The following is a 12,460-nucleotide window of genomic DNA, read 5'->3' on the forward strand; positions in this document are numbered from 1 at the left end:
GGGCGAAAGCTATATCAATTTCGCGAGCTTTCAGATGCCCACACATACCATTTGCCCGGATACTTCAATCCATTCCCCGCGTCTCTGACGCATCGATCTCGACTCCAAGCCCGGAGTCCATCTTCTTTCTCCAAGTCGTGCCCTTTGAGCATGCTCCGACCGGATAGCTACCGGTGTGGAAATTCTTCTTGTGCTGAATCTGCCCGCTACAGATTCCCCTATTTCAGCTGTGATACTCGTACCTGGCCTGCATTCATTTGCGCCGGTACATCGTTCGAGCCCAGGTTTTCGGGTGTTCTCTCTCCAGAGCCTGATCTGGGTAGAACGATCGAAGTTGGCTGATCCGTGACTCCTGCGGCGGAATGTATTTTCCGAAAAGGGCTGTTGCGCAGCGTGACCATGCTGCGCGAGGACGACTTTACGTCCTCTGACCGAGCGCTCCGGTTTGCCGGAGCCGCTCCCTGCACGCCACGTCCCCAGAAGGGACGTGGCGCGTAGGTCACCTCTATCCCCGATTTCACCAAGCTCGCTCCCTGACCGGAGCGGGCTTTTTTTTCGTCTATCCGTACCGGATGGGCCTTTCTCTACTGGAGGTGTTTATGTTGTTGCCCGACCGCCTCGACCAGCGCATTGCCGAGGCTATCAAGCACCAGATCGAAAACGAGCGTGCCGTATCAGACACGTCGTCCGACGCCTGGCGCAGCCGCTGCGAGATCGCACAGGTCGCGATGTACAGCGACGCCCAGCGCTCCGTCTTTATTCACCATGTCAGCGAACGCCGCGGTAGCGCAGCAGCCCGGGAGATTGACTCTCAGGCGAGCACGCTACGCACAAACGCCATCTTTTTTCTCGCAAGGAAACCCTCATGAATGCAGTCGTCCAGATGTTCGACAACGCGCCTCGCAGTCTGGTCGAAGAGCGCGCAATCCGCCCGCCGATCATTGGCAAGATTCGGCCCGGTATCAAGGTGCTCACGCGCAACGCCCAAGGCAATCCTGCTGCGCTCAGGATGTACAACGAGATGGTGGCCGCCGGCGACTCGTATGAGACGATCGGAAAGGTGATCGAGACGAAACTGAATCTGCGCAATGCACTGATTCCCAGAAACGTCGCGCATTTCACCTGCAGACGGTCGGACTTCTCTAACCCCGACACGGCCGACGAGATCCTCAAGCTCTACGGTGAGGATCGCGGTGATGGCCTGAAGCTGCATCGCTTCCCGGTGATGTTTGCCTTCGACGACTGGCTACGCAATGTGCCAAACCAGATGGCCGCTTACACGACCACGGGCCGCCAGTACTTTTCGGAGTACGGGCGCGACGGCAAGCGCTATTGCAAGACGTATGCGCCGGTCGAACGCGATGAGCGTGCGAAACGCGTGCGACGCTCGTTTGGCGGCCGCCTCGTCATCCAGCGGCAGGATGACGACATTCCCGATGGTATCTGCGATCCGCACGTGTGCCCGCAGTATCAGGACCGCAAATGCAATCTCACGGCGAACTTCGTGTTCGCGATTCCCGACGTGAAGGGTCTGGGGCTGATCGAACTTCCAACGAATTCGATTTACGTCCTGCAGAAAGCGTATTCCGCCATGCAGACGGTTTCGCTCGCGCGAGGCAGACTGACCGGTACGCGATTCTGGCTGTCGAAGAAGGAGTTCGACATCACGCGGATCGACGACAACGGGCAGCCGGTGCGTCAGAAGCAGATGCTGACCGTGCTGGATGCCGACATCGATCTTGGAGCGTTGCTTGATGCGGGCGACGAACAGCAACCGGCGCTTGATGCTGCGAATCGTGCGGTCGCCATGATCGAAGCGGGCGGCAACGTCGAGTTGCTGTCGCAGTCGGTTGTGCAGATGCATGGGGAGCCTGTCGATGATGGCGAACCGGACCCGTCCGGCAATGGCCAGCCGGAGCCGACGGAAACCCTCGAGGACAAGCGTAACCGCATGTCTGATCTGCTTAACCGGTTGGGTCTAAGCCACCCGGATCGTCAGCCGGATTTCCGCCGATTCGCGCACGTCCGGTATGGGCGTGGGTGGGCGGAACGCCCTGCAGACGTCGATCAGATGAACGCCCGCCTCGCGGCGGCGCTCGATGATCGCGCTGCGCTCGATGATGAGATCAGGCAGGCAGTCACTTACGTCTAACCCTTGACCGGCCCCGATGGGGCTGGTCGCTCCTTTCTTTCCTCCTCGCGCAGACGAGAGCCCTTCAGCAAGCCGACTTGCTAAAGCGTTTTCGACCGCGCATTCCAGCGCATCGAATTCTTCCGCCGCAAGTCACGCGCTATAAGCGGCGGATCATTTCCCTTGTCCTGATGGAGTATCAATCCTATGTCGAACGATCTGAGCGCCCTGACGGGTCTCCAGCAGATGCGTTGCGGTGGTTGTGGTGGCGAGCTTTTCAAGGTCTTCACTGCGGATCGTACGCAGCGGATCGTTGTCCAATGTCAGCAGTGTATGAGCACGTCGTTTATCGAACCGCAACCTGCGAAGCTGCAGATCAGCTGGGGCGAGGGCGACGGCTGTATCACCGTTTTCTAGGGAGAATCGATGATGCGCAAGGTCGCAAACTTCACCCTGTTTTTCGGCGCTGACGACGCGCTGAGCAACTGGCATGCGTGCCGGTTCAGCTATCACGGCGTGGACTTCACCTCGGTAGAGCAGTTCATGATGTTTTCGAAGGCCAAGCTGTTCGGCGACGAGCAGTCGGCTGCTGCGATTCTCGACGCGCGCCATCCGAAAGATCAGAAGGCGATCGGGCGAGGCGTGAAAGGCTTTGATCTCGCCACCTGGGAGACAAAGCGCGAGGCGATCGTCTACGTCGGATGCCGGGAGAAGTTTGCCCAGAATCCGGGGTTGCGGTCGTTGCTTCTCGCCACCGCGCCGACCGAACTTGTCGAAGCCAGTCCTTACGACCGCATCTGGGGCGTCGGCCTTGGCGAGCGTGATCCGCTCATTCTCGATAAGGCGAACTGGCGTGGCGCGAACCTGCTCGGCGTCACGCTGATGAAGGTGCGAGACACACTGTCCCGCTGATTATTTTTTTACCGCGCCGCGTGGCGCGCTATCCATTGAGGCTGCCTGCGGGCGGCCTTTTTCTTGTTCAGGAGGCGACGTGAAAATCGCACACATATCTGACCTGCATTACTCGCCGGAAAACCTCGATGAGGCGGACCGGTGCTTTTCCTTCGCGGTGCAGGACGCAATGAACCGGTGCATGGATGTCGCTGTCATTTCGGGCGACTCGACTGATCATCGACTCGATGCGCATGCGCCCGCCCTGAACCGGCTGGCGTGGAACATCAACCATTTGAGCCTGTCGATGCCGGTCCTGATGCTGCAAGGCACGTTCTCGCACGAGCCACCGGGAACGCTTCGCAACTTTGCATTGATGGGCACGAACCATCCGGTATTCATCGCCGAGCGCGTGCAGCAGGTCAGCCTTCTCGAAGGGAAGTTCTTCGGTTCGGCCGGGCCCGTGTTCAACGAAGAAGAGCTACGCAGCGTCCTGACTCTTGGCGCCGACGTGGTTTTCACCTGTCTGCCCTCGATCAACAAGGGGCAACTGGCGGCCGCGGTCGGTGCGAAGCATGCAGCGACCGGGCTCGAAGCAGTGCTGGGTGACTATCTCGCAGCCGCTGGGCGGATCAACGCGCAGCTTCGCGCGGCGGGCATCCGTACGGTTGGCGTGTCGCACGGCACGGTCAACGGTTGCACGACCGAGCATGGCGTCACGATGGCGGGCTTTGATCACGAGTTCTCCCTTGGTGCGTTGTTCGAGGCCGAATGCGATGCGTTTATGCTCGGCCATATCCACAAGTCGCAGCAGTGGGAGCGGGGCGGCCGGGTGGTGGCTTACGCGGGGTCGCCTGGACGTTTCCACTACGGCGAGGAAGGCGACAAGGGCTATCTGGCGTGGGACGTCGAGGCGGGCAGCGCGAGAGCGTTGCTTGTTCCGACGCCGGCGCGCCAGACGGTCTGTGTTGACTTCGACGGCCCTCCAGACATGGAGCGACTCGCGGCCATTGCCTCCGACGCGGGCGACAAGTTCGTCCGTGTTCGTTGGCAGATAGACGAAGAGCATCGGCAATCGGTCGATCGGGAAGCTATCGAAGCTCTCTTCGCGGGCGCTGCCGGACTGAAGCTCGAGGCTCGCATCCTGCCTGTGACGCGCTCGCGTTCGCAGGGGATCAGTGTCGAACCAACGGTTGATCGGAAGATCGAGCGGTGGGCCGAACATGCGAACGTGGACGCGGCGCCAGTCGTCGAGCGTTTCCGGTTGCTGGAGTCGGGCTATCCGGAGGCGATCGCTGCCGCGGTGCTTGCGAGCCTGACAGCAGACGAGTCCGATAACGTAGCAGCGGAGGTGTCGCCGGCTTCGGTCGCGACATCGGATGCAGACGGGGGCGACGAACCCTCGCCGGTGCATGAAGCTGATGGTGTGCGCCTGCCTGACACGACGGTCGAGGTTGTGGCTACCGTACAGGCGTCGTGGCTAGACGATGACCTGTTTGCAGCAGCGTAGTTTGCTGCCCGAACGCGGGAGAGGCCGGTACGGCTCTCCCGCCAGTGGAACAGTAGCCCTGTTCCGATAGCTCCGACCGGGCTATCGAAACGAGGTTTCACCGCGTCTTGCGACGCATCGATGTCGTTGTTGCTTCACCTTTCTTACGCAGTTCATTTCTTTCACCCTGGCGGGGAGCGATCCCTACCGGGCGCACTCCGTCCATTCATTTGCGGAGTGCAATCATGTTTGGTCTTTATCCTGCTGGTTCGGAGTGGGTTCGCGTGTTCGCCATGGACGATCAGGACGTGCGCGACATACAGAAGTCACTCGTTGACCACGCCGGTTTTACGGCGGCAATTCTTCATCAGCCGTTTGGCAAGGATCGCGGCGCTGTTCTGGCCCAGTCCGGTCCGATGCTCGTTCTTCGCGCGACTACGCCCGGCGCAAGTCAGGTCGTCGTTACCCCTGCCGTTGAAATGCAGCATCTTTTGTGGGCGTATCACACGGGCAAGGCGGCGCAGTGGTCGTCGATGGAAATTCGCACCCTGACCGGCTATGCCGGATGGGACGAGCTTCTGACGTCGGCCCGCCGCGAGTTCAGCCGTGCATGCGAGAAGGTTGAGGCCGCGATCGCCGGCACGCTTCACGCGCCTGTCGTTGCAGTGGAGAGAGCCGATCCGATGAAGGAGCCGTTCCCCGACGATGCCGACGTCGCGTTCTATTCCCAGATGGTTGCAATGTCGGAAGGGATGGGGGAGGCGTCATGCGTCCTCTGAAACTGACCCTCGAAGGCTTCTACGGCGTTCGGGACGGCATGAAACGGGAGAGCATCGCGCTCGATCTGGAGTCGTTGCCGGAAGGTCTGATTGCGCTTGTCGGCCCCAACGGGGCGGGCAAAACGACGATCATGGACAATCTGCATCCATACCCGATCATGCCGTCGCACGCGTCGTCGCTGTCGGTTGACGCCTTTTCGTACTGGGATCACATCTGTGGGACCAGCGCGCTGAAGGAGCTTGAATGGGAGCACGACGGTATCCGTTACCGCTCGACGTTTTCTTTCAGGAAGCCCGGCAAGACAGGCAAGGCGGAGTACTACCTTGCGTGGCACGGCTCGGATGGCGCGTGGCATCCCGTCACGTTGCCCGATGGAACCGTGTCGGACGGCAAGGCGGCGACGTATAACCGCTGTGTCGAAGCTATCAATGGCTCCCTTCAGACCTTTTTCACCAGTGTCTTTTCCGCGCAGAACCGGCGGCCGCTCGCATCGTATGGCGCGGGTGAAATCAAGACGCTGCTCGCAGAGATGCTCGGCATCGAGCACCTCAAGGCGCTGTCGGCGAAAGCCGGTGATGTGGCCAAGCTGCTTGGCCGGGCACTCGACGAAATCCAGTCTGACCTGTCCGCGTTCTCCGGAAAGCGGCAGCGCAAGGCGGACGTTGAGCGTTCAGTGCAGGCACAGGGCGAACTGCTGCGCAACACGCGTGCAGAGCGCGATCTGAAGCTTGAGGAGGTCGCAAAGCTGACTCAGGAGCGGGCGACGCTGGCGGCGAAAGCAGGCGAGTCGGCCACTGCCGAAGCGAGACTGCGCGAACTGTCGGTGCGCGCGCACGAGCTTGTCAAAGCCGTGCAGGCGCTCGATGGTGATGAGCGGGCAGCAGTCGCCCGGACGCAGCAGCGCATCAATGCCCTGAAGCAGGCGGTGACGACGCATCAGGCGACGCTTGCCCGCAAGGAAGCAATTGTTGGCGCGGCAGCGAAGCGTGATGACGCCCAGCTGCTCATCGGTCGTGAAGAGGCGAAGCTTGAGCCTCTGCAGCGTTTGATCGCGGACCTTGAGGCGAAGCAGGTCAGTCATGCGACGCTTGAGACAGCGATTTCCGGTCTCATGACCGAGGGTCAGACAAAAGCCGCCCACTTCGAGACGTTGACGAAGCAGGCTGCGGTTGTCGATCAGGTGCCATGTGTGGGGCATGCAATGCATGCCACGTGTCCGTTGTTGAGCCAGGCGTTGCAGGCAAAGTCGCAGGCGGAAGAGCAGCGCGTGTCGGTGGCCCAGCTTCGCGCGCAGTATCGCGAGAAGAAGGCACAGGCTGATACGCTCGCTCCGGTTGTTGCGGAGCTTGCGGCGAAGCGCGGTGAGCTGAAGACGCTCAGTCAAACCCTGGCTAACGTCCGGCGAGACCTGCAGGCGGCGACTGAACTTGCCGCCTGCAAGCCACTTCTGGATGCGGCTGTGACCGGCCTGGAGACCGCTAACGCGGAACTGGGGCAGGTTGCAGACGAAGCGTCGGCGCGCTCTGCACGGTACGAGTCCGAAAAGGCCCGTATGACGGCAGAGATGACACGAATCCAGCAGGAGTCGAAGCAGCTTGCAGCCGTCGATGTGACGGCCGCAATTGCGGAGACCAACCAGAAGCTGGCGTCAACGCGAGAAGCCATCGCGGCGCTCGAAGGCAGGATCGAAGGTGCGATCCGCGCTCAGACGGTGCTGCAGGCGGAAGCAGGCGCGCTCGCGAATGAACTGGAAGGCTTCTCTGCTACTCAACGGCGCGCCGACCGGCTCTCCGATGAGATTGCGCAGTGGAAGCTGCTGGCAAAAGGGCTCGGCAACGACGGCGTCATTGCGTTGACGATCGACGATGCGGGGCCCGCGCTGACCGATACCGTCAACAGGCTGCTGCTCGCCTGTTACGGCATGCGCTTCACGGTTGAGATCCGCACCCAGCGCGCGCTTGCAAGTGGCGAACTGCGTGAGGGCTTCGAAATCCTCGTGCATGACGCTGAAGTTGATAGCACGAAGTCGGTGTCGGTCATGTCCGGTGGTCAGAAGGTCTGGATCAACGAATGTCTCACGCGAGGCATTGCGCTGTATCAGGCCCAGAACACCGGTCAGCCTTATCAGACGCTGTTCAGTGACGAGTCCGATGGTCCGCTCGATCCGCAGCGCAAGCTGCAGTTCATGCGGATGAAGCGGGAAGTGCTGAAACAGGGCGGGTATGAGCGGGAGTTTTTCATCTCGCAAACGCCTGACCTCGTGGCGGAAGCCGATGCTGTCATCGATGTTCAGGCGCTCGCCGCCTGAGCGTTTTTTCTTTTTAACCCTGTGGGAACCATCCCCATAGGGGCGTTCCCTCGTCTTTTTTATCGAGGAACGCAATGTCCACTGCTCGAAACCTTTATGCCCGTACCGAAGCGGTAACGCTGTCGGTTCGTCGCTGCTCGCCCAGATCGGGCAATACCCATACCTACCTCCTGAACGGCACGCTCATGCGCGACGTTCTGGTGGACGAAAAGTGGGTAACGGTCCACACGAGCGAGCCTGCTGATCGCCGCGCCGCGTAAGCGGTGCGCACAACTTTTGGGAAAACAGATGGAAACTTTTTTGATGGTGCTACTTGCGGCCGGCGCTTCGTCGTTGTGTGCCTGTACGGCGCAACCTCAGGCGTCCACCACAACTGCACGCCCGGTGATTGTCGTTCACGCGCCGCGAGGCGAACCGGGCGACTTTCGGATATGTCCGGATGGTCGGGTTATCACATACCCGGTCAGTCATCCCAAGACCTGCTCCTGAGCAGACCTTGTGCAGCCCCGGCTTCCCTTTGTGGGACCGGGGCTTTTTCCAGTAAACGAAGGAGATTTCATGATGAAACAGATTGTCATTGCGACGGTGGCGGGCGCCCTCATTACAGGGGCTTCGTTGCTCTGGGCGGACCCTACGCATGGGGCGACCAACGATGTGCAGGTCGCGTTTTCGCCGGACGGTGGCGCCGAGCAGCTTGTGCTGCAAACCATCCGCAGCGCGCGGCAGTCGATCCGGGTGATGGCCTACTCATTCACTGCGCCGGCGGTCGTGAGAGGCCTGCTGGATGCAAAGCGGCGCGGTGTTGATGTCGCTGTCACTGTCGATTACCACAGCAATGTGGATGAAGATCGCAGTGGAAAAGCTGCGGCCGCGATGGGAGCGCTTGCGTATGCCGGCGTGCCTGTCGTGGTTGTACGTGCCTACGCCATCCAGCACTCAAAATTTGTAGTGGTTGACAACGCAACGGTCGAGACTGGTTCGTACAACTACAGCCAGGCGGCCGCACGCGTAAATTCTGAAAACGTGCTGGTGCTTTCTAACCATCCTGAGATTGCGAAAGCGTATCTCGATGACTGGAAGGCCGTGACGTCGCAGGGGGAGCCTTACCGCGCCCGCTAACGGCTACACCGCTTCGACCTCTCTTTATGACCTCGCGGGAAGCGATCCCGCCGGGGTCGCTCCGCATTCAATTGTGGAGTTTTCATGGTTCATGCCGAAACACCGTCCGCGGCGGCAGGGTTGCCTCGCTGGCTTGCGCCGTACGCGAGTGGCGAGAAGCAGGGTTGGGCGCAAGCTGTAATCGCGTACGCCGACTATTACTGCGTTGATGGCAGCGCCGACGACGATCGCGAAATTGAAGAGCGTCTGATTATGCACCGCCCGCCGATGGTGGGCTATGCGAGCCGGACTGGCACGCGGCGCAACCTCGATGCGCTTGCGCGTGCGGACTGGCGTCTTCTCGTCTCGGCGAAAGGCGAGCACCGTGCCGAAGGCATGCGCTACGCAATCGACAACGGCGCGTGGACCGCTTACCAGCGCGGTGAGCCGTTTGACGAGTCTGCCTTTCTGGCAGTCGTCGACAAGCTCGGTGAGCGCGCTGACTGGATCGTCCTTCCGGACATCGTCCAGGGCGGTCTCGCGTCGCTCGACTTTTCGCTGCACTGGATGGAGCGTCTGCGAGGCATGCCATCGCAACTGCTCATTGCCGTGCAGAACGGGATGCAACTGGAAGACGTCGCGCCCTACCTTTCTCCCGTCGTTGGGATTTTTATCGGTGGATCAACGGAGTGGAAGGAATCGACTGCCGAAGCGTGGGGCCTCCTTGCGCGTCGACGGAATTGCCATCTGCATGTCGGTCGCGTCAACTCGGCTCGCCGCATTCACATCTGTGCGGCCGCCGGCGCAGATAGTTTCGACGGCAGCGGGCCGAGCCGTTTCTCCAACGCCTTGCCTCGCCTCGATCGGGCGACTCGACAGCCGGATCTTTTTGCTGCGTCCGACCAGTCGCTGGAAGACGCTCAGGCGGCAAGTCGCTGCCTGACCTTGTAGTGAACTCATGACATTTTAACCCTTTCGGGAGCCATCCCGAAAGGGGCGCTCCCATTCATATTCGGAGCGAACAGATGAACCGTGATATTCATGCCCTGATGGAGACTGCCATCGCAACGATGCAGTCGTACATCGAGCAGGGCTATGTGCTGGCCGCGGGAGTAAGCGGCGGCAAGGACAGTACGTGTGCAATGGTACTTATGCTTGAGGCAGTCAGGCGCGCGAAGCAGGCAGCGCCCGGCGCGAGGCATTACATAACCTCCTCGGATACGACGATTGAAAACCCAAGTACAGTGAATTTTTTGCATGCGATGCTCGACGAGGTCGCGCTGTTCGTGGAGGACAGTGATCTGCCGGTCGGGATACACGTGACGCAGCCGTCGCTGGCCTCGCAGTTCGTTGTTTCAACGATCGGCCGGGGCACGCTGGTCCGAACGCCTGAGAACGGCGTGCGTGACGGCAAGCGCATGCGGGCTTGCGCGGATAGCTGGAAGTTGCAGCCACAGGGCAGGCTTCGCGCTCGCCTTGAAAAGGAGGCGTCATCGTCGCGCGTGAAGGAAGTCATCAGCGTTGTCGGCACGAGACTCGATGAGTCGGCAGTGCGCCGGATCGCCATGACTGAACGGAACGAACAGGCGGACGTGGCAACACGGCAGGCCTCCGGATCGTTGTCGCTCTCTCCGCTGCGTGACTGGAGTTCGGACGATGTATGGACGATGCTCGGCTGTATGGCGGATCGTTCGCTCGCGTTTCAGAGCCCGCTTTTGCCGGCGACGATCACCAGGCTTTCGGATATCTATCGCGCTGGCAATGGCGGTGTCTGCGGTGTGATAGCAGGCGAGAGCGGTGCGCGTGCTGCGTGCGGTTCCAGGTTCGGATGCGCTTTCTGCGGCGTTACAGGCGCTCGTGACAAGTCTATGGAGTTCATGGTTCAGGAGCCGGAGCATGCGCACCTGAAGGCGCTGAATGAATTCCGTAACTACCTGCTTGCGATCCAGTGGGACCTGTCCCGTCGTGAACTTGTGGGCAGGACGCTAAGTGATGTGGGGTACACGCGGATTCAGGCGGATACCTATGGGTACTGGGAGCGCATCCGCATGCTGCGTATGCTCCTGTCGATCGACGCTGACGAGCGGGACCGCGCAGAGCGACATTCGGGCGAGTTGGCGTCGGGGCTCATTGCCGACACCGAACACAACCGGACGCTGTGCGATCCGCAGTTTGAATTCGTCACGCCGCAGCAGCTTGTGGCGATCGATTTCTTCCTGTCGATGCACCACTACGCGCCCCATGCGTTTCCCGCGCTTGCTGTGTGGCATGACGTGAACCTGCTCGGCCGCAGATATGCGGTTCCTGACGTTGAGCCCAGGCCCAAGGCGGACATCGTGCTACATGGCTGGTATCCGGTGGATCAGTATGACCGCGAGGCGCCAACTGTGGGCCTCCGTGATTTCAACGCGGAGCAGTGGAATCGCTACCGGCATCCCGAGCGTGCAGGGTGGTACGCGCGTACGTCAGCAGGCGAGCAGACGGTGTACTTCCGGGAAGCCTCGCAGTTCGAGGTGGATGCGGAAGCCGCTTGTGAGTTTGTGACCTGCACGTACGACACTGCGTTCATGCTGAGAACGCAGCATCACGATGCAATGGAATCAGCGCGTTTCTGGCTGAACGAGGGGATTGTGAGACTGCCTGTCGGCATGGCCCAGCGATATCAGGAGATGGCAAAGCGCGGGCAGTACTTCAGCAGGCTCGCGCAACGTCTAAATCTGGCACCTGAGGAGTTGGATCTTCACCTGATCGCTGACAGCATCAGTGACGCCGAGCACGCCGCGATGTTAAAGCCGGTCTCGTCGCAGTTTGACCTTTTCGCCCCAGCAGCCTGATTGGCTGCGGCACTTTTTTCAACATCCCCGGGGCCAAAAACCCGGGGATTTTTTTATTTCAGCTAACCCCGGTCTCCGCTCGACCCTCTACGGTCGTTCGAGGGCGTACTCCGTGAACGACAGCTGTGCGGGCCGCAGCCGACATTCCGGCGGGCAGGGACTAAACGACCGGTACTTGCTGCTGAGACTGCCATCGGTCCTGCCAGTCAAACGAACGAATGTCGGCCACTCAAATTTCAGATCCGTGGACCGTCCGGCCGCAAGTCGATGAAGCGGTTAAGCTCCAGAGGTTGGTCGTTTCCTCGGAAGTAAACATCGGCCACGACGATGGAGGTCCCATTAGCCAAGTCCTTCATCTTGAACCTAGACGCGCGGTCGCGAGTTTCTCGCTTCCTGAGAGCTTCCGGCCACGCATCTGCAAGGTGGTAGATGACCCGGTCCACCCGCTCCATGACGGCGTCTGGCGCCATTACAACAACTTCGAACTGGTAATACGTTGTCCCGTCGCCGCCGTACTGCAGTGTTCCCTTCTCTGAAATAAAGCTCGTGTGCAGTAAGGCGATATTTGCTACCGTTACATTTTCTTCCTTTTGCGGAGCGGGGATTCTCTGCGCTTGCTCCGGAAGGCTTTCTATCTCCATAAACCTCCCAAACTTCACGCCCGAACCTCCCTTGATTCGCTCGGCTATCTCTAACAAAATTTTTTCGACGTGCGGCTGGTAAAGAACGATCACCACTAGGACGATAACTGGCCATACAAGGCTTGTAATGACCTGGACGACCGGGCCGGTCATTCGATCAGGAGGAACGATGAAAAGCGCGCACGCAAGCGCAATTCCGCAGAACACAACGATCGCAGCTTTGCGCTGCCGATCGGTACCTTGAGGCCTGTCATCAGATTCCGGCGGTTGCGCGCTATGCATGCTTTG

General features: G+C 60.3%; 12 protein-coding genes. 11 read left to right on the forward strand and 1 reads right to left on the reverse strand.

Annotated features, from left to right (window positions below):
* The first annotated feature begins 602 nt into the window (after positions 1 to 602).
* The 11 genes from OH764_RS34995 to OH764_RS35045 all read left to right on the forward strand — a co-directional run bounded on the left by OH764_RS34995 (position 603) and on the right by OH764_RS35045 (position 11,531).
* On the forward strand, positions 603 to 869 hold the full coding sequence (locus OH764_RS34995; RefSeq protein ID WP_498851755.1) for a DUF7696 family protein: 267 nt from the start codon (positions 603 to 605) through the stop codon (positions 867 to 869).
* Positions 866 to 2,152 carry a recombination directionality factor gene (locus OH764_RS35000; RefSeq protein WP_498851526.1) on the forward strand — a complete coding sequence of 429 codons (1,287 nt, stop codon included), beginning with the start codon at positions 866 to 868 and terminating at the stop codon, positions 2,150 to 2,152. Before OH764_RS34995 ends, OH764_RS35000 begins: the two co-directional genes overlap by 4 nt.
* A 186-nt stretch (positions 2,153 to 2,338) precedes the next feature.
* The gene (locus tag OH764_RS35005; protein WP_498851527.1) at positions 2,339 to 2,548 is read left to right on the forward strand and encodes a hypothetical protein; all 210 of its coding nucleotides are present in this window, start codon (positions 2,339 to 2,341) and stop codon (positions 2,546 to 2,548) included.
* A 12-nt stretch (positions 2,549 to 2,560) separates the two neighbouring features.
* A complete protein-coding gene (ybiA, locus tag OH764_RS35010; protein ID WP_498851756.1) occupies positions 2,561 to 3,043 on the forward strand; it encodes an NADAR family protein in 483 nt (160 codons plus the stop codon).
* Positions 3,044 to 3,122: 79 nt separating this feature from the next.
* Complete coding sequence (locus OH764_RS35015; protein WP_498851528.1) at positions 3,123 to 4,532, forward strand: metallophosphoesterase family protein; 1,410 nt, start codon at positions 3,123 to 3,125, stop codon at positions 4,530 to 4,532.
* Between the two features lie 224 nt (positions 4,533 to 4,756).
* Positions 4,757 to 5,290 (forward strand): hypothetical protein, encoded by a 534-nt coding sequence (locus tag OH764_RS35020; RefSeq protein WP_498851529.1) that lies wholly within the window; start codon positions 4,757 to 4,759, stop codon positions 5,288 to 5,290.
* Entirely contained in the window at positions 5,278 to 7,599 is a 2,322-nt protein-coding gene (locus OH764_RS35025; protein ID WP_498851530.1) for an AAA family ATPase, read from the forward strand. Before OH764_RS35020 ends, OH764_RS35025 begins: the two co-directional genes overlap by 13 nt.
* A 74-nt stretch (positions 7,600 to 7,673) precedes the next feature.
* On the forward strand, positions 7,674 to 7,859 hold the full coding sequence (locus tag OH764_RS35030) for a hypothetical protein (protein ID WP_498851531.1): 186 nt from the start codon (positions 7,674 to 7,676) through the stop codon (positions 7,857 to 7,859).
* Between the two features lie 298 nt (positions 7,860 to 8,157).
* Entirely contained in the window at positions 8,158 to 8,718 is a 561-nt protein-coding gene (locus OH764_RS35035; protein WP_498851532.1) for a phospholipase D family nuclease, read from the forward strand.
* 84 nt (positions 8,719 to 8,802) lie between these two features.
* Entirely contained in the window at positions 8,803 to 9,648 is an 846-nt protein-coding gene (locus OH764_RS35040; protein WP_498851533.1) for a hypothetical protein, read from the forward strand.
* A gap of 74 nt (positions 9,649 to 9,722) precedes the next feature.
* A complete protein-coding gene (locus OH764_RS35045; protein WP_498851534.1) occupies positions 9,723 to 11,531 on the forward strand; it encodes an adenine nucleotide alpha hydrolase family protein in 1,809 nt (602 codons plus the stop codon).
* A gap of 236 nt (positions 11,532 to 11,767) precedes the next feature.
* On the opposite strand, the gene OH764_RS35050 is transcribed toward OH764_RS35045, so the two are convergent.
* Entirely contained in the window at positions 11,768 to 12,454 is a 687-nt protein-coding gene (locus OH764_RS35050; RefSeq protein ID WP_498851535.1) for a pYEATS domain-containing protein, read from the reverse strand.
* Positions 12,455 to 12,460: the final 6 nt, after the last annotated feature.

It is taken from the genome of Burkholderia sp. M6-3, from assembly GCF_050858985.1.
Taxonomy (GTDB): Bacteria; Pseudomonadota; Gammaproteobacteria; order Burkholderiales; family Burkholderiaceae; genus Paraburkholderia; species Paraburkholderia caledonica.